Origin of the sequence: Dickeya oryzae (assembly GCF_009372235.1) — a bacterium.
Classification (GTDB): domain Bacteria; phylum Pseudomonadota; class Gammaproteobacteria; order Enterobacterales; family Enterobacteriaceae; genus Dickeya; species Dickeya oryzae.
In genome coordinates, this window is sequence record NZ_SULL01000017.1 from 104,145 (window position 1) to 128,457 (window position 24,313).

At 55.5% G+C, this 24,313-nt stretch carries 20 protein-coding genes; 10 read left to right on the forward strand and 10 right to left on the reverse strand.

The window, feature by feature from the left end:
- Positions 1 to 8: 8 nt before the first annotated feature.
- The 3 genes from rcsB to FAZ14_RS18330 are packed head-to-tail and all read right to left on the reverse strand — an operon-like array spanning position 9 to position 3,558.
- Positions 9 to 659 carry a response regulator transcription factor RcsB gene (gene rcsB, locus FAZ14_RS18320; RefSeq protein WP_016942029.1) on the reverse strand — a complete coding sequence of 217 codons (651 nt, stop codon included), beginning with the start codon at positions 657 to 659 and terminating at the stop codon, positions 9 to 11.
- Positions 660 to 665: 6 nt separating this feature from the next.
- Positions 666 to 3,335, reverse strand: a complete 2,670-nt coding sequence (gene rcsD / locus FAZ14_RS18325) for a phosphotransferase RcsD (protein ID WP_038925164.1) — start codon at positions 3,333 to 3,335, stop codon at positions 666 to 668.
- A 4-nt stretch (positions 3,336 to 3,339) separates the two neighbouring features.
- Positions 3,340 to 3,558 carry a hypothetical protein gene (locus tag FAZ14_RS18330; RefSeq protein ID WP_153508985.1) on the reverse strand — a complete coding sequence of 73 codons (219 nt, stop codon included), beginning with the start codon at positions 3,556 to 3,558 and terminating at the stop codon, positions 3,340 to 3,342.
- A 553-nt stretch (positions 3,559 to 4,111) separates the two neighbouring features.
- On the opposite strand from FAZ14_RS18330, the gene menF reads away from it, so the two are divergent.
- From menF to FAZ14_RS18370, 8 genes are all read left to right on the forward strand, one after another.
- Positions 4,112 to 5,437, forward strand: coding sequence for an isochorismate synthase MenF (menF, locus tag FAZ14_RS18335; protein ID WP_153508986.1), 1,326 nt, complete (start codon positions 4,112 to 4,114; stop codon positions 5,435 to 5,437).
- 98 nt (positions 5,438 to 5,535) lie between these two features.
- Entirely contained in the window at positions 5,536 to 7,212 is a 1,677-nt protein-coding gene (gene menD, locus FAZ14_RS18340; RefSeq protein WP_153508987.1) for a 2-succinyl-5-enolpyruvyl-6-hydroxy-3-cyclohexene-1-carboxylic-acid synthase, read from the forward strand.
- Positions 7,212 to 8,003 (forward strand): 2-succinyl-6-hydroxy-2,4-cyclohexadiene-1-carboxylate synthase, encoded by a 792-nt coding sequence (gene menH, locus FAZ14_RS18345; protein WP_153508998.1) that lies wholly within the window; start codon positions 7,212 to 7,214, stop codon positions 8,001 to 8,003. Before menD ends, menH begins: the two co-directional genes overlap by 1 nt.
- A complete protein-coding gene (gene menB / locus FAZ14_RS18350) occupies positions 7,987 to 8,844 on the forward strand; it encodes a 1,4-dihydroxy-2-naphthoyl-CoA synthase (RefSeq protein WP_012883812.1) in 858 nt (285 codons plus the stop codon). Before menH ends, menB begins: the two co-directional genes overlap by 17 nt.
- Entirely contained in the window at positions 8,844 to 9,812 is a 969-nt protein-coding gene (gene menC / locus FAZ14_RS18355) for an o-succinylbenzoate synthase (protein ID WP_016942024.1), read from the forward strand. Before menB ends, menC begins: the two co-directional genes overlap by 1 nt.
- Complete coding sequence (gene menE, locus FAZ14_RS18360) at positions 9,800 to 11,191, forward strand: o-succinylbenzoate--CoA ligase (protein WP_038925171.1); 1,392 nt, start codon at positions 9,800 to 9,802, stop codon at positions 11,189 to 11,191. The genes menC and menE overlap by 13 nt, the downstream gene beginning before the upstream one ends.
- 132 nt (positions 11,192 to 11,323) lie before the next feature.
- Positions 11,324 to 11,869, forward strand: a complete 546-nt coding sequence (locus FAZ14_RS18365; protein WP_038925172.1) for a YfaZ family outer membrane protein — start codon at positions 11,324 to 11,326, stop codon at positions 11,867 to 11,869.
- Positions 11,870 to 12,085: 216 nt separating this feature from the next.
- Complete coding sequence (locus tag FAZ14_RS18370; protein ID WP_153508988.1) at positions 12,086 to 13,282, forward strand: nicotinamide mononucleotide deamidase-related protein YfaY; 1,197 nt, start codon at positions 12,086 to 12,088, stop codon at positions 13,280 to 13,282.
- Positions 13,283 to 13,395: 113 nt separating this feature from the next.
- Here the strand turns inward: FAZ14_RS18370 and FAZ14_RS18375 are convergent, their stop codons facing one another.
- The 3 genes from FAZ14_RS18375 to tesA all read right to left on the reverse strand — a co-directional run bounded on the left by FAZ14_RS18375 (position 13,396) and on the right by tesA (position 15,800).
- A complete protein-coding gene (locus tag FAZ14_RS18375) occupies positions 13,396 to 14,256 on the reverse strand; it encodes a tetratricopeptide repeat protein (RefSeq protein ID WP_016942020.1) in 861 nt (286 codons plus the stop codon).
- A gap of 61 nt (positions 14,257 to 14,317) precedes the next feature.
- Positions 14,318 to 15,094 (reverse strand): SDR family oxidoreductase, encoded by a 777-nt coding sequence (locus tag FAZ14_RS18380; RefSeq protein WP_016942019.1) that lies wholly within the window; start codon positions 15,092 to 15,094, stop codon positions 14,318 to 14,320.
- Positions 15,095 to 15,158: 64 nt separating this feature from the next.
- Complete coding sequence (gene tesA / locus FAZ14_RS18385; protein WP_152446732.1) at positions 15,159 to 15,800, reverse strand: multifunctional acyl-CoA thioesterase I/protease I/lysophospholipase L1; 642 nt, start codon at positions 15,798 to 15,800, stop codon at positions 15,159 to 15,161.
- On the opposite strand from tesA, the gene ybbA reads away from it, so the two are divergent.
- Both ybbA and ybbP read left to right on the forward strand, forming a co-directional pair.
- Positions 15,768 to 16,454, forward strand: a complete 687-nt coding sequence (gene ybbA / locus FAZ14_RS18390) for a putative ABC transporter ATP-binding protein YbbA (RefSeq protein WP_016942018.1) — start codon at positions 15,768 to 15,770, stop codon at positions 16,452 to 16,454. The two genes, tesA and ybbA, sit on opposite strands and share 33 nt — an antisense overlap.
- On the forward strand, positions 16,451 to 18,883 hold the full coding sequence (ybbP, locus tag FAZ14_RS18395) for a putative ABC transporter permease subunit YbbP (RefSeq protein WP_153508989.1): 2,433 nt from the start codon (positions 16,451 to 16,453) through the stop codon (positions 18,881 to 18,883). The genes ybbA and ybbP overlap by 4 nt, the downstream gene beginning before the upstream one ends.
- 172 nt (positions 18,884 to 19,055) lie before the next feature.
- On the opposite strand, the gene FAZ14_RS18400 is transcribed toward ybbP, so the two are convergent.
- From FAZ14_RS18400 to FAZ14_RS18415, 4 genes are all read right to left on the reverse strand, one after another.
- Entirely contained in the window at positions 19,056 to 21,221 is a 2,166-nt protein-coding gene (locus FAZ14_RS18400; protein WP_038925174.1) for a TonB-dependent siderophore receptor, read from the reverse strand.
- A complete protein-coding gene (locus FAZ14_RS18405) occupies positions 21,214 to 22,323 on the reverse strand; it encodes an ABC transporter substrate-binding protein (protein WP_153508990.1) in 1,110 nt (369 codons plus the stop codon). Before FAZ14_RS18405 ends, FAZ14_RS18400 begins: the two co-directional genes overlap by 8 nt.
- A 174-nt stretch (positions 22,324 to 22,497) precedes the next feature.
- Positions 22,498 to 23,343, reverse strand: a complete 846-nt coding sequence (locus tag FAZ14_RS18410; protein WP_153508991.1) for an amino acid ABC transporter permease — start codon at positions 23,341 to 23,343, stop codon at positions 22,498 to 22,500.
- Positions 23,343 to 24,164, reverse strand: coding sequence for an ABC transporter substrate-binding protein (locus tag FAZ14_RS18415; RefSeq protein WP_016942013.1), 822 nt, complete (start codon positions 24,162 to 24,164; stop codon positions 23,343 to 23,345). Before FAZ14_RS18415 ends, FAZ14_RS18410 begins: the two co-directional genes overlap by 1 nt.
- Between the last annotated feature and the right edge of the window lie 149 nt (positions 24,165 to 24,313).

Consider the following 24,313-nt stretch of genomic DNA (forward strand, 5'->3'; position numbering starts at 1 on the left):
CAAGATGATTACTCTTTGTCAGACGGCGATACGCCGACAGAGGAGAGGTAGTTTAACAACGCAATATCGTTGTCCACGCCCAGTTTGGTCATGGCCGATTTCTTCTGGCTGCTGATAGTCTTAATGCTGCGGTTGAGCTTTCTGGCGATTTCAGTCACCAGGAAGCCTTCGGCAAACAGACGCAACACTTCACTTTCTTTCGGCGACAGGCGTTTATCGCCATAGCCGCTGGCGCTGATCTTTTCCAGTACCTTGCTGACGCTTTCCGGCGTGAATTTTTTGCCTTTCTGTAACGCGGCCAGCGCCTTGGGCAGGTCAGTCGGTGCTCCTTGCTTCAACACTATCCCTTCAATGTCTAATTCCAACACGGCACTGAGAATAGCCGGGTTGTTGTTCATGGTCAGCACGATGATGGACAGATGAGGGAAGTGGCGCTTGATATATTTAATTAAGGTAATGCCATCACCGTACTTATCGCCAGGCATGGATAAATCGGTGATCAGGACGCTTGCGTCCAGTTTGGGAAGATTATTAATCAGGGCTGTCGAGTCTTCGAATTCACCCACGACGTTAATCCAGTCGATTTGCTCCAGCGATTTTTTAATGCCGAACAAAACAATAGGATGGTCGTCTGCGATAATTACGTTTAGATTGCTCATTGTTTTTTACTCGTATTGTTGGCCACCAGGCTGCAACAGTGCTGTGACAAAACTGTTTATCTGCTGAAGATGGTCTTCTATCTGCGCACGATCCTGGGTGGTAATAAGCTTTTCCAGCGCTTCACATAACTGCTTGCCGGGATGAAGATTCAACATGGCAAAGACACCCTTCAGGCGGTGTGCGGTTTGCGCGAGTGACAAAAAATCGCCATTTTGGGCTTCAGTATATAGTCTCTTTATGTCCTCCGGTACTGTATCAACAAACAAGGAATAGTAGTCACTGTTGTGTAACTGACGGACATAGAAGCCGATATCATCCTGTTCTTCAGACAGGCTGTCATCGTTGCTTGTCTCCAGTTGCTGTTCGATCAGTTTCAGCAGACCATCCTGCAGCAGTTGGCTGACGTTGTAGTTGGTACGCAGACGGCGGTGTCCCAGCGGTATCAACTGCGTATCGTCACTGGTGACCAGTAACGTATCGCTGTTCACCCGGTTGGGGTCATCGGTAATCGTGATATCTGCATCCTGATTCACCAGCCGCTCGTCATAAACCACGACATCCGCGCCCCAGTTGCCTGCCATACGGCTCACAATGGTACGCACTTCGTCCGAGGTGATATTCAGAAGCAGTGTGATATCGTCCAATAATTTCTCATCTTCCTGCGCAGGCAATGGTTCCGGTTGCATTTTCAATGTCAGTACATACTGGGTGCCAAGCCCTGGCCGACTATTGATTTGCAGTTGACCGCCCAGTTTGTTGCACAGTTGATTGCATAAAAATAGGGTTAATCCGGAATTGTGGCGGAAACGATCAGAAAGTGGGGTTGTGGCGAACGGATGCACCAGATTATCTCGCTCCATGCCGGAGATATCCGTGCCGGTGTCGCTGATTCGGATCAGCAACTGATCAGCCGCATGGGTTGACGGCTCGCACGATAGGGTAATTTTGCCGTAATCGGTGTTGGTGATGGAGTAATCCAACAGTAACGACAGGGTTTTCTTCAGCAATTCGCTGTCACCCAGATAGGTCTGGTGTGGCTCCAGTTTGTAGTGATTGAACAGCTTCAGACCTTTTTGCTGGATACGCGGCAGCAGTTCCAGAATCAAATCGTCGAATAACGTCAGCGGTGAAAACGAACCATGCACCATGTGCCATTCTGCGGTTTCCAGCCGTGCCTGCAGGGCGATGTTTTCCATCAGGCGGATAGCGCTGCTGGTTTCGGCTATCAGTGTCTGGAGCGCTTTGTGCTGTTCCGATGGCGTGTCGATGTGACGTAATGCCAGCGCCAATTGGTGCACGGCGGACAACGGTTGCCGGAACTCCTGACTCAGGTTGCGGAACAGGCGTTTTCGAACCGACACATTCTTGTCGAACTCCCGCTGTGCCAACTGCAGCTTTTTGGTGATCAGTATTTCCTGATCCTGTTCGCGTAACAGGAACAGGCACAGTGAAGGCGTGTGCTGGCTGTGAAAAACGCGGACTTCGTACATTTCATTATCCACGGTAGCCTGGATGACCCCCTGATGTTCTTCTGCCAGTGTGGAGATTTTCTTCAGGCTAAGGTGCGGGTACAGCCTTTCGGCCAGCGCGTTTGCCACCATCACTTTATTGTTGCTGAAATCGTAAACCAGTACGCCTATCGGGATACGGCTGACAATTTCGCTGTACATCCGCTGCTGTTCTTGCAGGTGATGTGACTGGTCATCTTTGGGGCGGGCATAGTAGCGTCGTAACGCATAAAACCACGCCAGTGAGATAAACAGTAACGCCAGATTGATCACAATCAGCCAGATATTATTGCGTAGCATATCCGCCATCAGTCGGCCCAACGGAATGGCATACACCAGCTTAATCGGCGCGTTCATTAACTGGGCGGAGATTTCCAGCAGGGAGCCCTGGCGACGAATGTCGGTAGGAATGTCGGTATCAGCGCTGGCGTCGGCGTTGACCGGTGGTGTCTGCTGGCGAAGGATGAAACCGTCTTGAGATAGCGAGTGCGGAATTAAATCATTGATTGATAGATCAAATGCAATGACAGTCGCCAGATGTCCAGGCTGATTGAAGGTGGTGCGCAGCGTAAAATAGTAATCGTTGTAAAAACGCAGCTTACGCAAAGGGGAAAAACTTTCACGTTCATCCAGCGTATTCGCCTGCTGTAGCATCTCGGCTTTGCGTGACTCCACCATTGATGACAAATAACTACCACGGAATTGTGACGAGATATCTTTCAGCGGCTGGGTGGATATCATCGTCAGGCTATTGTCCTGCCCGTTGAGGTAGTACATCGAGTAGATATCCGTCTTCGCGCCCCATAATACATCCAGATATTGCGACATCCGTTGCATGGTGCCGAGGGTACTCTTGTCATAGGGGCCGAATACCAATGCATCGGTTTTATGACCACTTTTCTCGACGTAAAACACGTTCGGCATCAGCGTAATCAGATTGACGTTAGGAGGAGTCGGCGCGCTGGCATCATTGATGAGGTTTTTGTAAATCTGGTCGGTAAAAAAGCGATAGGCGTCAATACGCTTTTGCATCCCTTGTGCAATGTCTGTCAGGGTAGATTTTTTCTCCGTCATCCAGCTATTAACATAGTTATAGCTATAGGTGCCGGTCATCAGCAGCAACAACAGAATAAACAGCAGGAAAAAACGCACGATAACCGCAGGCATGACATCAGGCTCCTGATGAACAGACAAAAAGAGAAGGGCTGACGCTATCTGTCAGTCGTGGCAGGGCGAGGCCTGGTGCTGGCAGCTTCTGGGCTGCGAATGCTTTTCTGGCGATAAAGTGACCGGCAATAAAACTGGCGGCCGGTATGGCGATGCGCGCCGCGTTATCACCCAATCGCGGCAACTGAGTACGCGCGAAAGCACCTAAAAGGGAACCTAACATTGTATCCATTGCTAAATAACTATCGTCGGTGAACCTGACAGAAGGGTATTTTTACCACAATTGTGGCGTTTTATCGAAAGGGGAAGTGTTACGACAACAGAGAGGGTATGGCGACGGACGTGTCGCTCAGCAGAAAATACGCCACGAATCCCACACTGCATGTACAGATAAAAAATGCCGGGAAAAACCCGGCAAGGAGAAGGTAATTTATGATAAAACGGAGTGGAATTTGATGATAGCAACGAGATTCTAGAGCCGTCTGTAATAAGAAATTTGTCACTTAATGCTAACTGCACCAGATTGTTTTTCATTCTGTGCGGTAGTGATTTATACCATATGTTTTTAAGCGATAAGGCGCTTAGGGCGCCTTGCGGTATTCACGCGAGCCGCTACAGGTAAAATAAATACTCCCCATTTTTATATGTCAGACTGCGAACTCAATACAGAAATAATGGGTAAATAGGCGGGTTATTACGGGGTAGATATCAAGCTAATGACTTTTTTTTTATGGGGATAGGCCCGTATAATTCCCTACTTTCAGTTAGGCTATGGGGTGAATGTGCTGCAATTCTCCGACCTGCTGCGCCAGATGCATCAGGCACTCAACCAACCCTTGCAGGAGCAGGCAGGTTTTCATGCGATTACGCTGACCATGTCATTGCAGGACAGTTCGCAATTGCTGGCGTGGCTGGCCTCGCAACCTGTTTATCCGCAGTTTTACTGGCAGCACCGTCAGGATGATGAAGAAGCGGTGGTGTGTGGTCAGGCGCGTGTGTTTGAGGATATCGCCCACGCCGAGGCATTTCTGCAACGTGATGATGTGGATGACAGCGTGCGTTTGTGGGGGTTGAATGCCTTTGAACAGCGCCCATCAGGAGCCAACACGTCTTCATTTCTGTTTCTGCCGCGTATTGCCTTATTACGGCAAGGGCGGCGTCTTCGTTTGCGGGTGAATTTATTCAGCGATATATCGCTGCGCGCCGAGGCTCGCGACACACAAGACTTTCTGCGTCAGCTACAAGTTCATCACCCCTTGCCACAACTGCATTCCCGTATTGAGTCCACCCAGCACTGCCCTGATCTCCAGCAGTGGATTGCGTTGTTGCATCAGGCACTGGCGGATATCGCTGCTGGCAAAATGGAAAAAGTCGTGCCTGCACGAGCGACGGTCTTATCGCTGGATAAGCCTTTGCGGGCAACAACATTAATGGCGGCCAGTCGTGCCGTTAATCACCACTGCTACCATTTTATGCTGGCATTTGCACCGCATCAGGCCTTTCTTGGATCCAGCCCTGAGCGCCTCTATCGCCGACGGCATACCCGTCTGGAAACCGAGGCGCTGGCTGGAACGGTAGCCAGCCACCAGAACGATGAAAAAGCCGCTGAATTGGCAGACTGGCTGATGAACGATGTCAAAAACCAGTGTGAAAATATGTTGGTGGTGGACGATATCTGCCAGCGGTTGCATCAGGTCGCATTGACACTGGATGTGATGCCACCGGAGATTGTGCGTTTACGCAAGGTACAACATTTACGGCGGACAATTCAGGCGACGCTGCGCAGTAGCAGGGATAGCGAGTGTTTGTATTTACTGCAACCGACCGCCGCTGTGGCTGGGTTACCGCGTGCTGAGGCACGGACGTTTCTGGCTCAGCATGAGCCGTTTCAGCGTGGCTGGTATGCCGGTTCGGCAGGGTATGTGTCGCGCCAGCAGTCTGAATTTTGCGTAGCGTTGCGTTCTGCCAGTGTGGCTGAGAGTCAATTAACGCTGTACGCTGGCGCGGGAATCGTGGCGGGATCTGATCCTGAGCAAGAATGGCAGGAGCTGGAGAATAAAGCTGCCGGGTTAAAATCGTTGCTGGACGAGGCTATTTCATAGCGCGATTTATTGCCTGTTACTGGCTTATATCAAAGTTGGCCGGATGAAAAAAAATATAATCATTGCCACAACCCGCAACCGGAGTTGTTGAGTCGATCATGTCCACACATATTTTTAACCGTCGCTGGGCAACGGTGGTTTTCGAGGCGCTGAGCCATCAAGGCGTGCGCCATGTCTGTATTGCGCCCGGATCACGTTCGACCCCTTTAACGCTGGCGGCGGCCTCGCATCCGGCGCTGGTATGCCATACCCATTTTGACGAGCGTGGTCTTGGTCATCTGGCATTGGGGTTGGCTAAGGCTTCAGGTGAAGCGGTAGCGGTGGTGGTGACGTCCGGTACGGCGGCTGCCAATCTTTATCCTGCGATCATTGAAGCGGGATTGACCGGCGAACGACTGGTCATACTGACGGCAGATCGCCCACCGGAGCTTATCGATTGCGGCGCGAATCAGGCGATTCGGCAACCCGGTATGTTTGCATCGCACCCGACGGTGACGCTGGAATTGCCGCGACCTACCCCAGACATTCCCGCTCGCTGGCTGGTGTCCGCGCTCGATAATGCGTTGGGGGAGTTGCGCCACGGTGCATTGCATATTAACTGCCCCTTCGCTGAGCCGTTATACGGTGATGACGATCCGGCCGCGTTTCAGGACTGGTTACAGGCGCTGGGCGACTGGTGGCATCAGCCCCAGCCGTGGTTGCAGCGTGAGCAGGCATTGCCGATGGCATCGATGCAGCCAGACTGGCCGCAATGGCGACAACGGCGTGGCGTCGTGCTGGTTGGGCGAGTGCCGCCACAGGCTGGCGTGCAGATAGCCGATTGGGCGCGTCAGCTCGGCTGGCCGCTTATCGGTGATGTCTTATCGCAGACGGGTCAACCGCTGGCCTGCGCCGATGTATGGCTAAAACACCCGCAAGCGGATGCGCTACGTCAGGCTGAGATTGTGGTGCAGTTTGGTGCCAGCCTGACCGGTAAACGGCTGTTGCAGTGGCAGGCGACGATAGCGCCTGAACAGTACTGGTTGGTCGATGCACTGCCGGGTCGGCTCGACCCTGCCCACCATCGAGGGCGTCGTCTGGTTGCCGATATTTCCGGCTGGCTGGCCGCGCATCCGGTGGCCGTGCAGCCTGCCTGGGCTCCTGAGGTGGAGTCTTGCGCGGCACGGGTCGCTCGTCAGGTTGCCGTCCGTTTATCCAGTGGTTTCGGTGAGGCGCAACTGGCGCATCGCGTAACGGAACTGCTGCCGCCAGAAGGGCAATTCTTTGTCGGCAACAGCCTGACGGTCAGACTGGTGGATGCGTTTGCTCGTTTACCTGCTGGGTATCCGGTGTACGCCAACCGTGGTGCCAGCGGTATTGATGGGCTGCTGTCGACGCTGGCTGGCGTACAGCGTGCTAACGCCCGGCCGATGCTGGCGATTGTCGGTGACTTGTCGGCGCTGTATGACCTTAATGGGCTGGCATTATTGCGCCAGCCACCTGCGCCACTGGTGCTGGTGGTGGTAAACAATAATGGCGGGCAGATTTTCTCGTTATTGCCGACCCCAGACGCTCAACGCGAAACCTTCTATTGCATGCCACAGCAGGTGGATTTCCGCCATGCGGCGGCGCTGTTCGGGCTACGTTATGCCAGAGCGCAGCAATGGTCAGACGTACAGGAAGCTGTCAGCAATGGGTGGCGGTTGGGTGGCACGACACTGCTTGAAGTGGTAGTAGAACCCAAAGCGGGAGCTGAAACACTGCAACAACTGCTGGCCGAGGTGTCGGCGTGGTAATGCATTGCCGTCGTCTGGGGCAGCCACAACCGGGAAAACCCTGGCTGGTGGTGCTGCACGGACTGCTCGGCAGCGGCGAGGACTGGCAACCGGTGCTGCCGTATTTAACCGACTGGCCGTTGCTGCTGGTGGATTTGCCGGGGCATGGTGAGTCCCGGTTGCTAAAGGCGGCTGATTTCGCCGATGTCAGTCGGCAGTTGACCACATTATTGGCGCAACAAGGCATTGCCAGGTATTGGTTGTTAGGGTATTCGCTGGGTGGTCGTATCGCCATGTACCACGCCTGTCAGGGTTCTGCGGATGGGTTGCAGGGGCTGTTGGTGGAAGGCGGGCATCCGGGACTGGCATTGCCAGACGAGCGTGAGGCACGACAGCAGCATGATGCCAACTGGGCGCGGCGTTTTCGCGCTGAACCGCTCGATAGTGTGCTGGCGGACTGGTATCAACAGCCGGTTTTTGCCCGGTTATCACCGGAGCAGCGTGCAACGTTGATAGCACTGCGCAGCAACAACCACGGGCCTGCCGTCGCCGATATGCTGGAGGCGACATCCTTATCTCGTCAGCCTTGTCTGGTTGACGCATTGCATCAGTTACAGGTTCCATTCGGTTACCTCTGTGGTAGCCAGGACACAAAATTTCAGGCGCTGGCCACGCAGTATCACTTACCGCTGCTGAGTGTGGCGGGGGCCGGGCACAACGCTCATCATGCGAACCCGTCAGGTTATGCCGAACGGGTTCGCCAGTTTATTTCGTATCCCGAAAGGAAGATCCACTATGCTTTATCCCAGTGAAGAACTGCTTTACGCACCGGTAACATGGCACGATTGCAGCGGGGATTTTGTCGATATTCTCTATCACAAGTCGACCGACGGCATCGCCAAAATCACCATCAATCGTCCCCAGGTGCGCAATGCGTTTCGCCCGCAAACGGTAAAAGAGATGATTCAGGCGCTGGACAATGCCCGTCATGATGATGGTATTGGTGTCATCGTCCTGACAGGTGCCGGTGAGAAAGCCTTCTGTTCCGGCGGCGATCAGAAAGTTCGTGGCGATTACGGTGGTTACCAGGATGACAGCGGTGTTCACCACCTCAATGTGCTGGATTTTCAGCGCCAGATCCGTACCTGTCCGAAGCCGGTCGTGGCGATGGTGGCCGGGTATTCCATTGGTGGCGGTCATGTGCTGCACATGATGTGTGATCTGACCATTGCGGCGGATAATGCCATTTTTGGTCAGACCGGGCCGCGTGTCGGTTCTTTTGACGGCGGTTGGGGCGCGTCCTACATGGCGCGTATCGTGGGGCAGAAAAAAGCCCGCGAAATCTGGTTTCTGTGCCGTCAGTATGACGCGCAACAGGCGCTGGATATGGGGCTGGTTAACACCGTGGTGCCACTGGCTGAACTGGAGCGCGAAACCGTGCGTTGGTGCCGTGAGATGTTGCAGAACAGCCCGATGGCGCTGCGTTGCCTGAAAGCGGCGCTGAACGCAGACTGCGACGGGCAGGCGGGTTTGCAGGAACTGGCAGGCAACGCCACGATGCTGTTCTACATGACGGATGAAGGGCAGGAAGGCCGTAATGCCTTCAATGAAAAACGTCAGCCTGATTTCAGCAAATTCAAACGGAACCCCTGATGCGTGAGGCTACCCTCTATCGTTACAGCGTGCCGATGGACGCCGGGGTGGTGTTGCGTAACCAGCGTCTGAAAACCCGTGATGGGCTGCTGCTTCGCTTGCGTGATGGCGAGCGGGAAGGGTGGGGCGAGATAGCGCCGCTACCGCAGTTCAGCGAGGAAACGCTTGAAGAGGCATTCAATACGGCACAGGCGCCGTTACAACATTGGCTGGCCGGGCAAACACCGGATGAATGTGGGATGCCGTCGGTGGATTTCGGTGTCAGTTGCGCGCTGGCAGAATTGACCGGGGCGTTACCCAACGCGGCGGATTACCGTAAGGCACCGCTGTGTAGTGGCGATCCGGATGAACTGTTTGCCATGTTGCAGCATCTGCCCGAGCCACTGGCAAAGGTGAAAGTCGGGCTGTATGAGGCGGTACGCGACGGCATGATCGTTAATCTGTTGCTGGAAGCCTTGCCTGATTTGCGGTTGCGTCTGGATGCGAACCGTAGCTGGACACGGCAGAAGGCTGACGGCTTTGCTCGCTATGTCACACCGGCTTATCGTGCCCGCATCGCTTTTCTGGAAGAACCGTGTAAAACGCGTGACGAGTCGCGCGATTTCGCCAGGGACACCGGTATTGCTATCGCCTGGGATGAAAGCGTGCGTGAGCCGGGGTTTCAGGTGGAAGCCGAGCCGGGGGTGGCAGCGATTATCATCAAACCGTCGCTGACCGGCAGTCTGAACCGTTGTCGACAGCTGGCTACTCAAGCGCAGCAAGCGGGGTTGACGGCGGTTATCAGCTCCAGCATTGAGTCCAGTCTGGGGTTGACGCAACTGGCACGGGTGGCGCACTGGCTGACGCCGGGAGTGCTGCCGGGGTTGGATACGTTGGACCTGATGCAGGCGCAGATTGTCCGCGCCTGGCCTGATAGTACGTTACCGCTGATGACGGTAGACCGTCTGGAGCAGGTATGGCAGGCCTGAGCGACTGGCCCTGGCGGAACTGGGCGGTATCGCAGCCGATGGCCCCGGCGCTGATTGACGATAGCGGGATCTGGACCTGGCAGCAGGTAGCAACACATCTGAATCAACTGGCGATCGGCTTTGTACGTCAGGGGGTAAAGCCGGGAATGGGGGTCGCACTGCGCGGTAAAAACAGCACCACAATGCTGTTTTGTTATCTGGCATTGTTGCAGTGCGGCGCACGTCTGTTGCCGTTGAATCCCCAACTGCCGGATACGCTGCTGGATGCGTTGTTGCCGTCACTGAATATCGAGTATGGGTTGTGTACCGGCGAACACGGCTGGCCGCAAGGCATCATGCCGTTACATGTGCCGTCCCCCCTATCATCGCCAGAGATGCCGCCGCCCTTGCCATGGGTGGCGCAACGACTGGCAACCATGACACTGACCTCTGGCTCCAGCGGCATGCCGAAAGCCGCGGTGCATACCTGTGAAGCCCATCTGGCCAGCGCAGAAGGTGTGCTGGCGTTGATGGCGTTCAGTGCGGGTGATCGCTGGCTGCTGTCGCTGCCGCTGTTTCATGTGTCTGGACAGGGGATCGTCTGGCGCTGGCTGGCCGCCGGTGCGTCACTGGTCGTGAAACCAGACCAGCCGCTGGATGTCGCGTTGCGCGTGTGCACCCATGCCTCGCTGGTGCCTACTCAGCTCTGGCGTTTGTTATCGCAGAATCGTTCACCAATAAGCCTGCGGGCGGTATTGCTGGGCGGTTCGATGATCCCGGCAGCGCTGATGCAACAGGCCGAAGCGCGGGGGATCCGTTGCTGGTGTGGCTACGGCCTGACCGAACTGGCATCGACAGTCTGTGCCAAGCGGGCCGACGGCCATGACGGCGTTGGGTTGCCACTGGCAGGGCGTGAGATCATGCTGGAGGGGGAGGAGATCTTGCTGCGTGGCCGTTGTCTGGCGCTGGGATACTGGCGCGAAGGGCGGGTTAACCCTCTTACTGACGCGAAAGGTTGGTTTCATACCCGTGATCGCGGGCAGTGGGATGGCCGCGAGTGGCGAATTCTGGGGCGGCTGGATAACCAGTTTTTCAGCGGTGGTGAAGGCATTCAACCTGAAGATGTGGAAGCCGTGCTGATGCAACACCCGGATGTGACCTACGCCTGCGTGGTGCCCGTGGATGACCCCGAGTTCGGTCAGCGTCCGGTGGCGGTGGTGGAGGTAGCGAACCATCTGCCGTTGTCGCAATTAGTCGCGTGGTGGCAATCCCGGCTGGCGGGGTTCCAGCGTCCGATAGCCTGTTATCTTTTACCGGACGAATTGAAGAGCGGCGGGATCAAAATCTCCCGTCAACAGGTGAAAGCCTGGGTGGAACAGCAACCGCGTAGCCCGGCATAACCACCTGATTCTCAGCCCAGTCGTATTACGCTGCGGTTATTTACGCTTTTGGCCGCAGAATATTCGGGTAAAATGCCTGTTAACATTACAGTGCTATGCGCGTTTAACCTAATCGTATTAAGGATTATAGACATGAAAAAGTGGGGTATTGCTTTGGCGGGAGGTTTGCTGCTGGCAACAGTTTCCGCTCATGCCATCAGTCTTTCTGGGGAAGCTGGACGAAATTACACCGGTGCCAGCGCAGGTTTCGGTCTGGGCATGCCTGGTTTGTCTGGTAACGTCGGTTGGGGACATGATAATAAGAACAACAATAATGTCTATGGTGGCGGTGTGGACTATACCTTCGCGCTCAGTAATGCGTCGCTTAAGGTGGGGGCTAAGGGATTGTATTTTAACCAAAATCATTTTAAAGATGGTTATGGCGTCGCGCTGGGTGGCGGATTGCAGGTACCTGTAGCCCAGTCTGTTTCTCTGTACGGCGAAGGATATTACTCGCCGGACGCGTTCTCCAGCCACGTAGATCACTATGTGGAAGCCCGTGGTGGCGTGCGTTGGCAGCCGTTCCGCCCGTTATCGTTGGATGTCGGTTATCGCTATATCAATATGGCGTCCGGCGAGGCTGGAAAAGACAATCGCGTAGCGGATACCGCTTACGTTGGCGTGGGGCTGAATTTCTAATCCCATTATCAATGTGTACCGACGGTTGATATGTAAAAACCTAAGGCGTGCTGAGTCACGCCTTTTGTCTTTTTATCCGGTGACACTTTTTATCCAGTGACACGGTTTGCCCGCTAACGCGTTTATCAGGCAAAACGCACCATTGTGTTTCGTACCATTGTGTTTATAGCGACGAATTTCTAAAGTGGTGTGAAACCATCATAAGGAGTGCCGTGGATGCTTAGGGTTGAGATGTTATGTACCGGCGATGAAGTCCTGCACGGGCAGATTGTGGATACCAACGCCGCCTGGCTGGCGGATTACCTGTTTTCACAGGGGGTGCCAATGACCAGTCGTATGACGGTGGGTGATAAGCTCGAAGAACTGGTCGCCGCGTTAACCGAGCGCAGCCAGATAGCCGACGTACTGATTGTGAATGGTGGGTTGGGCCCGACCAGTGATGACCTCAGTGCGCTGGCCGCCGCGACTGCCGCCGGAGAAACGCTGGTTGAGCATCCTGAATGGCTCGTCCGGATGGCGGCCTTTTTCACCGAGCGTGGCCGTGCTATGGCTGATAGCAACCGCAAACAGGCCCAACTGCCTGCCAGTGCGGAACTGGTGGATAACCCGGTCGGTACCGCTTGTGGGTTTGCCATGCAACTGAACCGGTGCCTGATGTTTTTCACCCCTGGGGTACCTTCTGAATTTAAAGTGATGGTGGAGCAGCAGATTCTGCCGCGTCTTCGCCAGCGTTTTACGGTGGCAGAACCGCCACTGTGCCTGCGGCTGACCACATTTGGGCGCTCCGAAAGCGACCTGGCCAGCCAGCTTGACAGCTTGCCGTTACCGCCGGATGTCGTGCTGGGGTATCGCTCCTCAATGCCGATAATCGAGCTGAAACTCACCGGCCCCGCAGCCCGGCGTCAGGAGATGGAAACCGTGTGGCAAACGGTGCGTGATGTCGCGGGCGAAAATATGATTTTCGAGGGCACGGAGGGGTTACCTGCGCAATTGGCCCGATGCCTTCGCGAGCGTGGGCTGCGTCTGGCGGTGGCGGAAGACTTCACCGCTGGTCTGCTCAACTGGCAGCTGCGCGAGGCGGAAGTCCCGCTATCCGGCGGTGAGTTACGGTTGGAGAAGAGCGCATTAACGCTGGATGTAGCTGCCGGAGAGACGCTAACGCTGGCAGCGCGTCATCAGGCGCAATTAGCGTTATACGTGGGGCGTTCTGAGGAGGATGGGGTGCTGACGCTGGCGTTGCATACCCCTGACGCGACATTTGCCCAGACCATTCAGGTGAATGCACGACGCTATAGCCGCAAAACCCATCAGGATGTGGTGGCGATGCTGGCGATGAATATGCTGCGCCGCTGGCTTAACGGTTGGCCGGTGTATGGTGGTCATGGTTGGATAAGCGTGCTGGCGACGCGCTAATCTGCCACCAGGTAAAGCGAAGACGGGGGCCGTGGCCCCCATCGTTAGCGTCAGGAATTCGCGAAGGATCAGTACAACAAGGATCAGTACAACAACGATCAGTACAACAACGATCAGTACAACAACGAATACAACTGACGGCGGTATCGGGCAGCCAGCGCATCGCCAGTGCCCAGTGCTGCCATGATATCCATCAGTGTCTTGCGGGCGCTGCCATCAGCCGCCGCCAGATCTTTTTTCAGCAAGCCCATCAGTAGTTCCAGCGCTTCTTCGTTACGCCCGACCTGATGCAGTTGCAGACTCAGCTGTACCGCCAGTTCCTGATTATCCGGCGACGCGGCCAGTTGCTGTTGGAGTTGCTGAATCTCTGGTGTATCCGCCGCTTGTTTCATCAATTCGATTTGCGCGATCAGCCCATGATAACGGGTGTCCTGATCCTGCAATGGAATGGTATCCAGTACCGCTTGCGCATCTTCGGAACGATTGAGTTGGAGCTGTACTTCCGCCAGCAACAGTGCAATGTCGCTGCGCTTGGTGTCCAACTGCCAGGCGTCTTTCAACAGGACCACCGCTTCTTTTAACTGGTTTTCCTGAATCAACTGCTGCGCCTGCGCCAGTTTGAGGTCTTCGGCTTTCGGCAAGACACGTTGCAGCAAGTCACGGATGACGTCTTCCGGCTGCGGCCCTTGAAAACCGTCTACGGGCTGACCGTCCTTGAACAGATACACCGTTGGAATAGCGCGCAGACCGAACTGCGCCGCCACACGTTGCTCAGCATCGCAGTCTACTTTTGCCAGAATGAACTGACCGGCATACTCCGCCGCCAGTTTGTCCAGCACAGGGCCCAGTTGCTGGCAGTGAGTACTGCGATCAGACCAGAAGTAAAACAGCACCGGGGCGCTCATGGATTGTTCCAGCACCTGATGCAAATTGGTCTCGTTGATATCAATCACGTTGGCGTGTTGTTCAAACATGTCATTCTCTCTCAGCCTTTTTAGCCATTATGGGGTCGATGTCCGACACTTCAACCCCGAATCAGGATTTTGTCCGCAGCAGATGATCAAGCACGCAGCCCGGTAGTAAGCGGCGTAGTACAGTAATGCCGTGGGCCAGCAACGTGACCGGGTAGCGTTGTTTTGGGCGCGGACTTTCCAGCGCGTGAATCAACTTCGGCAGCACGGCTTGCGGCGGCAGCGTGAAACGGCTGGCGATACCGGGGTTGGTGACCGGTTTATCCTGTTGTGTCTGCGCCACATTATCGGTGAATCGGGTACTGATGGGGCCGGGTTCGATCAACGATACATGTATACCACTGCCGTGTAGTTCCATACGCAATGCGTCGGACCAGGCTTCCAGCGCATATTTACTGGCCGCGTAAGCGCCTCGCCCAGGGGTGGAGATGAGTCCCATGACCGAACTGGTCTGGATAATTCGTCCTTCGCCGTGCGGCAACATGGCGGGCAGCAACAGTTGGGTTAACTGGTGGGTACCAAACAGATTACTGGAAAACTGCTGTTCCAGTTGCTGACGGGAGATGGTGTTAAGCGGTCCGTACAGTCCGTAACCGGCGTTGTTGAACAAGCCGTAGAGCTGGTTGCCTGTCAGGGCAATCACGATATCCGCCGCCTGCCTGACGCTGGCACTGTTGTCGAGATCCAGGTCGATCCCCTCAAAGCCCAGAGAGTTCATACGCGCCACATCCTGATGACGGCGGCAGGCCGCCAGCACACGATAGCCGCGTTGTTGCAAACATTGAGCGGCAATCAGGCCAATGCCGCTGGAGCAACCGGTAATCAAAACCGCTTTTTGCATAACTTTACCTAACGAAAACGCTTAAATATCAAGAGTCGTGGTTAACTGTTAGTCTGTAATCGACTCAGTGTTGGTGAATAATGGGGTCAAGCTGTGTTGCCATCCATTGCGCGATAAACGGCTGGGCGTCACGGTTGGGATGGATGCCATCATCCTGCATCCATTCTGGCTTGAGATAAACCTGTTCCATGAAAAACGGCAGCAGAGGAACACCCAGCGTTGTAGCAAGCCGCGGATAAACCGCGCTGAATGATTCCGTATAGCGCCGTCCATAGTTGGCTGGCAAGCGGATTTGCATCAGCAACGGTCGGGCGTTGGCCGCTTTGACTTGTGTAATGATGCTAGTGAGTTCCCGCTCCAGGTTTTGGGGGGGGAACCCACGCAGGCCGTCATTGCCGCCAAGCTCAATCAATACCCAGCGCGGCTGATGTTGTTGTAGCAACACCGGCAGGCGCGCCAGCCCCTGTGCGGCGGTGTCGCCGCTGATGCTGGCGTTTACCACCCGGACCGTGACGGCTGGGGAGCGCGACTGCCAGGTCGCATCCAGTAATGCAGGCCAGGCCTGGTTCGCCGCCATACGATAGCCTGCGCTCAGGCTGTCGCCCAGCACCAATAGCGTATCTGTCGCGAAGGCGCGCAGACTGAACAGGCCCCAGAATAGAAGGATAACGACATGCCTGCAGAAAACATTCTTGAAGTTCATCATCTTAGTAAGCACGTTGGTCAGGGGGAACATCAGCTCTCCATCCTCACCGGAGTTGAGCTGGTTGTCAAACCTGCTCAGACCATTGCGCTGGTGGGTGAGTCCGGTTCGGGGAAATCGACCCTGTTGGGGATTCTGGCCGGACTGGATGACGGCAGCAGTGGGCAGGTGTCGCTGCTTGGTCAGCGGCTCGATAGCCTGGATGAAGAAGGCCGTGCTGCACTGCGGGCGCAGAATGTGGGGTTTGTGTTTCAGTCTTTTATGCTGGTGCCTACCCTGACCGCGCTCGAGAACGTGCAGCTACCGGCGTTGCTGCGTGGCGAAAGCGATCGCCACAGTCGTCAGCAGGCAGAGCAGCTTTTACAGCAGATTGGGTTGGGAGCGCGATTACACCACCTGCCCGCGCAGCTTTCTGGCGGCGAGCAACAGCGCGTTGCGCTGGCTCGTGCGTTCAGTGGCCGCCCTCGGTTGTTGTTTGCCGATGAACCGACCGGTAACCTAGACCGTCAAACGGGCGATCGTATCGCTAATCTGCTGTTTTCCCTTAATCGCGACTTTGCCACCACGCTGATTTTAGTGACGCATGACGAACAGCTGGCAGCGCGTTGCGAGCGTTGTCTGCGGTTGCGCGACGGAAAATTGTGGGAGGATGCATGATCTGGCGTTGGTTTTGGCGAGAGTGGCGATCGCCGTCGTTGCTGATTGTCTGGCTGGCGTTAACGCTGTCGGTGGCTTGCGTGCTGGCGTTGGGGGCTATCAGTGATCGGATGGAAAAAGGGCTTAGCCTGCAAAGTCGGGATTTTCTGGCCGGCGATCGCGTGCTGCGGGCATCCCGCCCGGTAGATGAACAGTGGTTACAGCAGGCACAGCAATTAGGGCTGGCGCAGAGTCGGCAAGTATCGTTCATGACCATGACCTACGCGGGGGATAACGCGCAACTGGCACAGGTCAACGCCACCGATACGCAGTATCCGTTGTATGGTGAGCTGAAGACACAGCCTGCCGGGCTGCGGGCGTCGCCGGGCACGGTGCTGGTCGCTCCTCGTCTGCTGGCGTTACTGGGAATAAAGGTGGGCGATAAGTTGGATGTCGGCGATACCACCTTGACCGTCGCCGGGGAATTGCTGCAAGAGCCGGACGCGGGGTTTAATCCGTTCGAGACCGCGCCACGGGTGTTAATGAATCTGGCGGATGTGGACAAAACCGGCGCTATTCAGCCCGGTGGACGCATTACCTGGCGCTATATGTTTGCCGGGACACCCTCACAACTCACCCGCTTTAGCGACGTTATCACGCCACAGTTGAAGCCGGATCAACGCTGGTATGGTATGGCGGATTCGCAGGGAGCCGTGGGCAAATCGTTGCAACGCTCCCAGCAGTTCCTGCTGTTGTCGGCACTGCTGACGTTACTGCTTTCGGTCGCGGCGGTCGCGGTGGCGATGGGGCATTATTGCCGCAGCCGTTACGACCTGGTGGCGGTACTGAAAACGCTGGGGGCTGGGCGTCAGGCATTGCGTCGGCTGATTATCGGACAGTGGGTATCGGTACTGATGCTATCGGCATTGTGCGGCAGCCTGCTGGGAATGGGCTTTGAAGCGTTGCTGATACGGGTACTTGCACCGGTGTTGCCGGGCGAATTACCCGCTGCCGGGCTATGGCCGTGGGGCTGGGCGCTGGGAACGCTGGTGCTGATCTCCTTGCTGGTGGGGATTCGCCCTTACCGGCAGTTGCTGGCGACCCTGCCGCTGCGGGTATTACGTCAGGATGTGGTCGCGAATGTGTGGCCGTTGCGCTATTACCTGCCCGCCGTGGCAGTGGTGGTTATTGGTTTACTGGTGGTGTTGTCTGGTGGCGGCGCGTTGTTATGGTCGCTGTTGGGCGGGATGCTGGCATTATCGCTGCTGCTGGGGGGGATTGGCTGGGGCAGCTTGCTCGTGTTGCGTCGCCTGACGCTGAAAAGGCTGTCATTGCGTCTGGCAATTAACCGCTTGTTACGTCAACCGTGGGTCACGCTGGGGCAACTGGCGGCGTTTTCACTCTCTTTTATGCTGCTGTCGCTTTTGCTGCTGTTGCGTGGTGATTTGCTGGAGCGCTGGCAACAGCAGTTACCCCCCGGTAGCCCTAACTACTTTGTGTTGAATATCAATGCGGAACAGGTGCCGCAGGTCAGGGATTTTCTGGCGCAGCATCAGGTAAAACCGCAAACGTTCTACCCGATCATTCGCGCCCGCCTGACGGAAATCAATGGGCTGAGGGCGACTGATCTGGTGCACGAGGATGATCCCGGTGGGGAAACCGTCAACCGCGAATTGAACCTGACCTGGCTGGCGCAGTTGCCGGGGCATAATCCGCTGGTGGCAGGGCAGTGGCCGCCTAAAGCGGGCGAAGTGTCGATAGAACAAGGTGTGGCGCAACGTCTGGGGGTGAAGATTGGCGATACGCTGACGTTTACCGGCGATACTCAGCCGTTTCAGGCCACCATCAGCAGCCTGCGGCAGGTGGATTGGGAAAGCCTGCGGCCGAACTTTTTCTTTATCTTCCCGCCAGGATCGCTGGATAGCCAGCCGCAGTCATGGTTGACCAGCTTCCGTTATGACGGCGGCGATACGTTGATCACCCAGTTGAATCGACAGTTTCCTACGCTGACGGTGTTGGATGTCGGGGCGATTCTACAGCAGCTTGGTGCTGTGTTGCAGCAGGTCGGGCTGGCGCTGGAAGTGATGGTGGTGCTGGTGCTGTTCTGTGGTGCGCTGTTATTGCTGGCACAGATTCAGGTGGGGATGCGCCAGCGGCGTCAGGAGTTGATTGTCTATCGCACGCTGGGAGCCGGGCAGCGTTTATTACGCGCCACCTTGTGGTGGGAGTTCGCGGTGCTGGGGTTATCGGCCGGTGTGGCGGCAGCATTGGGGGCGGAAGCGGCATTGTGGTTGTTGCAACGTAAGGTGTTTGATTTCCCGTGGCAGCCGAACCTGTGGTTGTGGGGCGGGTTGCCGGTTGTGGCGGCGTTGCTGCTGTCGCTGTACGGCAGTTGGCTGGGGCTACGTCTGTTACGCGGTAAGGCGTTGTTCCGTCGTTATCACGCCTGAGGTTAAAGACAGCATCCTAATGGTGAGTATTGATACGACGTTAACAGCTGTTGGAATAAGGGCAAGTGCCTGGCGATGACCGTGTGTGAAAAGTGAAAAGTGAAAAGTGAAAAGTGAAAAGTGAAGAGTGAAGATGCGCGGTCTGTGTTTAAGGCCGCGCAGTGCGGATAAGTTAGAAGTCGACGCTGGCGCGTAACACCACTTCACGCGGGTCGCCAATCGCCACATATTGGCTGCTGCCGCTGGAAGGGTAGTAGGTTTTGTCGAACAGATTTTTGATGTTCAACTGCCATTTCACCTTGTAACCGTTGAGCGGCACGCTATAGGCGATAAAGGCATCCGCCACGGTGTAGTCGTCAAGGAAGAAGCTGTTGGCGGCATCGCCGGGGCGACGGCCCACGTAGCGTGCACCGATGCCAGCACGCAGATCATCACCTGCATGAAGACCCAGATTGCCGAAGTCGTTGGTCAGGAACAGTGACGCGGTGTGGCGCGCCACGTTAGCCATTTCATTCCCCTGATTCTTCGGGTCGGAGGTGACACGTGCATCGGTAAAGGCGTAGGCACCAATCAGGCTCAGGCTGTCGGTCAGTTTGCCCGCGACATCCACTTCTACCCCTTGTGAACGTACCTTACCGGCGGTGCGGGTAACCGTTTCACTGACGCCGTTAATGGTTTGCAATTCATTCACCATCACGTTGTGCTTTTGAATATCGAATAACGCCAGGTTGGCGGTAATACGATTGGGCAGATCCAGCTTGGCACCAATCTCATAGGAGCGCCCGACTTCCGGCTCCATCGTCGACCCGATTGCTTTGTTGACGGCCGAGTTAGGCTTAAAGGATTCGCTATAACTGGTGTACAACGAGGCGTAAGACGTGAGGTTGTACACGACACCCGCGCGTGGCACCACTCGGCTGTCCGACCTGTCGGTATTGGTCACGAAGGGGCGTCCTTTGCCTGACATGACATCGAAGCGGTCATAGCGCACGCCACCCAACAGCATCCAGTGTTCATCCAGTCTTATGGCGTCCTGCATGAAAACGCCAGTGCTATTGACGTCTTCTTTCTGGTCGCTCTCAGCTGCGATAACCGAATTGGATGCCGGGAAAAGGCCGTATACCGGGTTATAAACATTGAAACTGCTATTGTTTTTGCTGCGAATCATATTGCCGCGATGGGTACGGTCAGCTTCATGATCGAAACCGAATAGCAACTGGTGGTTGATGCTGCCCCAGTCGATATCGCCATTTAACGTCAGTTGCACGTTTTGTGACTGACTGTGCGCGTCCTGTGTTGCATCAGCCCGGCGTGTCAGGAACCCGGTTTTCGGATTAAGTGACATGGCTCGCGCCTGATTGTCGTTATAGGTATTGCGGCTATAGGCGTAATTCAGTTTGCTTTTCCAGCGCTCGTTCAGCGTATTTTCTATCTGGAACGTCAGTGTGTCCTGATCGCCGCGGGTAGCGTTATAGGTTTCATCAAACCGACGCTCGCGCGGCGTGGCAACCGGTTTGCCGGTACGGCTATCGATGACAGTCCCGCGATCAAACGGTGTCAGGTATTCCATGTGCTCATAAGCAACCAGCACGGTGGTATTTTCGCCATACCACATCAGTGAGGGGGCAACAGTTGTCTGGCGATTACGGCCGAAATTACGCCAGTAATCGGTTTCATCGTGATCGACAATCAAGCGATAGGCCAGACCAGAGGTGCTGATCGGGCCAGTGACGTCAAACTGGCCACCGCCGCCGTTAAAGCTGCTGTTCCAGCCTTCGATATGAGTTTTCTGCACCAACTGCGGCTTTTTGCTGATGATGTTGATCATACCGCCAGGGTCACCCCAGCCGTACAGCATGGATGCTGGCCCTTTGAGCACTTCCACCCGTTCGGTGGTTGGTGTGACGTTACGCGCCTGAATCGAACGTACGCCGTCACGCAGGATGGAACCGTCACGGTTATCACCGAAACCACGCTTCATCACGGCGTCTTGTGTTCCTCCCAGCGTGTTGGCCTGAGTGATGCCACTGACGTTGTATAACGCATCGTCAAGGTTTCTGACCGCCTGATCCTCCAGCACCTGCTGCGGCACCACATTAACGGCCTGCGGTATATCCAGCAGGCGGCTGTCGGTACGGGTGCCGATTACGGCGTTGTGCGGTTGATAGCCGGTATCCCCAGTGCTGGTAGCAGGTGTGCTGGCGTTCACTACCAGGGTATCTTCCTGCTTTTTGGTCTCTGACGGGGTAGTGCTATCGGTTGATGCGGCGGTGGCCTGAAGGCTGAACGGCAGCAAAGCTAGCAGCGGCCAGCTTTTTTGCCAGTGGCGATTATTCATGTGTTAACTGACTCCAATAGGTCCCTGAAAAATCAATCGGTAAAAATTGTTGATAGAGTTGTTGTAAGGTGCGCTGTGGATCGATGTCGCTAAACAGTGTCGGGTAGAGGGCTTTGGCGAACATTTCCACCATCACCACGTGATAAGGGCTGAGATAAAAGTTGTGCCACATACTCCAGGCGCGGCCGTTGCCGACAGCGCTGAGGTGTGAGAGCAGAGGCTCTTGCAGCAGTAGCGTGCGTAAACTGTCGCTTGCCTGACGGGGTGTGACGTCCGGGCCGAGCATCAGGTCAGAAAAGCGTTTGCCATCCGGCCCGGCCATCCCGGTGGCAATGTAGACGTCGGGGTTGGCAGCCAGTACCTGTTCCGGGCTCAGCTCGCCGTATACCCCTTTGACTTTGCCTGCCGCGATGTTGTCGCCGCCAGCGAAGGCCAACAGTGCGCCAAGATTACCGTTGACGGCAGTGGTGCAGCAGGTATCCCGGCGGCCAAGATGCAAATGCAACATCACCGTCGGTTTGCGCCCTTGGTACTGCGCGAGCCGTGTTCTTATGGCATCCATATGCTGCTGGTAGAACGTGATAAAGGCATCGGCACGTGACTGCTGGTTCAGTACCTCACCCAACAGGCGCAGGCTGGGGACGGTGTTTTTCAGCAGGTCAATGCGCAGATCGACATAAATGTAAGGAATGCCCGCCTGCGTTAACGCCCGCTGGATGCTCTGCTCGTTGTCAGCCCCTTTGGCCAGCCGCGGCAGGATCACCAGGTCGGGCTTCAGTGGCAATAGCATCTCTGCGTTGACGCTGTTGAGATTGCCGTTACCCAGCTGTGGAATACGTGCGATATCAGGGAATGCCGTTATGTAGCGCCCCCAGCTTTGGGAATCGTAACGCGCCAGGTCGCCAGGCCATCCCACGATGCGCTGCGCCGGGTTCCCCGGTTCCAGCAAGGCCAGCGTATACAACATGCGACTTTCACCCAGCACGATCCGTTGCGGGTTATCCGGAATGATGACCTGACGACCGGTGATATCGGTGACGGTTTTGGCCTGAACCAGAGAGGAAAGGCTGAGTAGGGTGAAGAGGAGAAAAAGGATACGCATGTGCTTTTCTCGTAAAAATCAGGCGTGAAAAATAATAAGAATTATTTTTATTTGCAACAAAAAGACGAAAAACGAAAGTAAAAAAAGAAAAGCCCTGCTATTTCACAGGGCTATTGCCAATGGGGCGATAGTTAACGACGACCGTTGTGAAACGGCGAGCGCATTAACGGAGAATCAAGAGGGGGTTTTCTTGTCGTGATGCTCGTAACCACGACCGAAGCGTCGCTCCAGTCGTCCCTGGATCAGTTCCAGCCCGATAGACAGCAACCAGTAAATCACGGCAGCGGTAGTGAGCATTTCCATGTAGTGGTAGGTGCTGCGCCCGTAAGACTGCGCCAGAAAATTCAGTTCCCACAAGCCCATCAGCGACACCAGAGACGAGTCTTTGATCATTGAAATGAACTGAGAACCGGCAGGAGGAATGATGATGCGCAGCGCCTGCGGTGCCACCACATGGGTGGTAATGACCCAACGAGACAACCCCAACGCCATCGCCGCTTCTTTTTGACCGCGGGGAACCGAGAGGACGCCGCTGCGAATGGTTTCCGCCAGATAAGCGCCGTAGTTGAGCGATAGCGCAATAATACCGGAGGTGAACGCGCTCATCACAATACCGACCTGGGGCAGGGCGAGGTAGATTATCAATACCTGCACCAGCAGAGGCGTGCCGCGAAACAGCGAAACGTAAAACGTGGCGCAACCAAAGGCGATGGCGCTGGAAGAGAGCCTGCCTGCTGCGGTGATAACCGCCAACAGGATACAGAACAGCATGGAGATGATGGTGATGACGACGCTCAGCACCGCTCCCTGGATGAAGCCATCCGGCGACAGGTGCATGCCCAGCATGGAAGGCAATTTCTGACGGATAAGGCCGGTATCCAAATCCATAAATGAAAACAGCCACAACAGCAGGCTGAGCAACACCAGCCAGGTCAACCCCGCACGCAAACGAAAACCGAATCCGGCGCGCTCAGGCGCCGGTGGCATGTTGGATGGGGTTTTTGCGGTGGAGCGCGACATTACGGGGTGACCCCGGTGATGTCTTCACCAAACCACTTCATGGATATGGCTTTGAGGGTGCCGTCGGCACGCAGTGCATTGATGGTGTCGGCCAGTGTTTTACTCCATTCCGGGTCGCCTTTATCAACAGCAATCCAGTTTGGTTCAGCATACAGTTCCTGCAGAATGCGCAGTTGCGGCAGTTTTTCGAGGCGAGGTTTAGCTGTGATGCGATCGGAAATGACCGCATCCAGACGTTTACCGGGGCCTAACGCCAGATTACGGAATGCCATTTCTTCATCGGTGGGGACTGCCTGAACATGGTCAAATGGGAAGGCAATCGGCTTGCCGCCGGGGATCACCAGACTTTTGTTGAGGTAGTTCTCGTAGCTGGAACCCAACCCCAGCCCGACTTTTTTGTTGCTCAGGTCAGCGGCGGAGTGAATGTTTTTCTCATCTTTATGGACGATCAGCACAGCGAAGGTGCTGTAATAAGGGGTAGCGAAATCCAGAACCTTGGCACGTTCGGCGTTTGGCGTCATTGAACAGATGCACATATCCCAGCGGCCTTGCCATTTACCACCGACGATGGTTTCCCAGCCTGGTGTTGCCAGTTCCAGCTTTGCCCCCAGTTTCTGCGCGACGGCGTTGGCAACATCGACATCAAAACCGACCAACTGGTTGTTATCATTCAGATAACTAAATGGTGGGTAGTCATTGAACAACACGTTACGGACAACACCGGTTTGTTTAACCCTGTCCAGCGTGCTACCGGCCTGTGCGGTGCTCAGCGCCAAACAGGTACTCAGGGCGAGAGCCATCAGAGCGAGGAGTTTTTTCATCTATTTTCCCTATAAGCGAGCATCACAACGATTAACGCAGGGCGAGTGGCCGCGTCCCGTGTGGAAATCACAAAGGCGCTATTTTATAGCAGCAGCGGGCGAGTGCAAAATACGGTCTTTGTCGGGTAGCTGGAAAGCCAGGCATAAGC

Coding starts and splice junctions, on each gene's coding strand:
- FAZ14_RS18380 (WP_016942019.1), bottom strand. CDS start 15,094: ATGCAAAAAGCGGTTTTGATTACCGGTTGCTCCAGCGGCATTGGCCTG.
- menC (WP_016942024.1), top strand. CDS start 8,844: ATGCGTGAGGCTACCCTCTATCGTTACAGCGTGCCGATGGACGCCGGG.
- FAZ14_RS18370 (WP_153508988.1), top strand. CDS start 12,086: ATGCTTAGGGTTGAGATGTTATGTACCGGCGATGAAGTCCTGCACGGG.
- FAZ14_RS18410 (WP_153508991.1), bottom strand. CDS start 23,343: ATGTCGCGCTCCACCGCAAAAACCCCATCCAACATGCCACCGGCGCCT.
- tesA (WP_152446732.1), bottom strand. CDS start 15,800: ATGATGAACTTCAAGAATGTTTTCTGCAGGCATGTCGTTATCCTTCTA.
- FAZ14_RS18330 (WP_153508985.1), bottom strand. CDS start 3,558: ATGTTAGGTTCCCTTTTAGGTGCTTTCGCGCGTACTCAGTTGCCGCGA.
- menD (WP_153508987.1), top strand. CDS start 5,536: ATGTCCACACATATTTTTAACCGTCGCTGGGCAACGGTGGTTTTCGAG.
- FAZ14_RS18375 (WP_016942020.1), bottom strand. CDS start 14,256: ATGTTTGAACAACACGCCAACGTGATTGATATCAACGAGACCAATTTG.
- rcsB (WP_016942029.1), bottom strand. CDS start 659: ATGAGCAATCTAAACGTAATTATCGCAGACGACCATCCTATTGTTTTG.
- rcsD (WP_038925164.1), bottom strand. CDS start 3,335: ATGCCTGCGGTTATCGTGCGTTTTTTCCTGCTGTTTATTCTGTTGTTG.
- menB (WP_012883812.1), top strand. CDS start 7,987: ATGCTTTATCCCAGTGAAGAACTGCTTTACGCACCGGTAACATGGCAC.
- FAZ14_RS18365 (WP_038925172.1), top strand. CDS start 11,324: ATGAAAAAGTGGGGTATTGCTTTGGCGGGAGGTTTGCTGCTGGCAACA.
- ybbA (WP_016942018.1), top strand. CDS start 15,768: ATGCCTGCAGAAAACATTCTTGAAGTTCATCATCTTAGTAAGCACGTT.
- FAZ14_RS18400 (WP_038925174.1), bottom strand. CDS start 21,221: ATGAATAATCGCCACTGGCAAAAAAGCTGGCCGCTGCTAGCTTTGCTG.
- FAZ14_RS18415 (WP_016942013.1), bottom strand. CDS start 24,164: ATGAAAAAACTCCTCGCTCTGATGGCTCTCGCCCTGAGTACCTGTTTG.
- ybbP (WP_153508989.1), top strand. CDS start 16,451: ATGATCTGGCGTTGGTTTTGGCGAGAGTGGCGATCGCCGTCGTTGCTG.
- menE (WP_038925171.1), top strand. CDS start 9,800: ATGGCAGGCCTGAGCGACTGGCCCTGGCGGAACTGGGCGGTATCGCAG.
- FAZ14_RS18405 (WP_153508990.1), bottom strand. CDS start 22,323: ATGCGTATCCTTTTTCTCCTCTTCACCCTACTCAGCCTTTCCTCTCTG.
- menH (WP_153508998.1), top strand. CDS start 7,212: ATGCATTGCCGTCGTCTGGGGCAGCCACAACCGGGAAAACCCTGGCTG.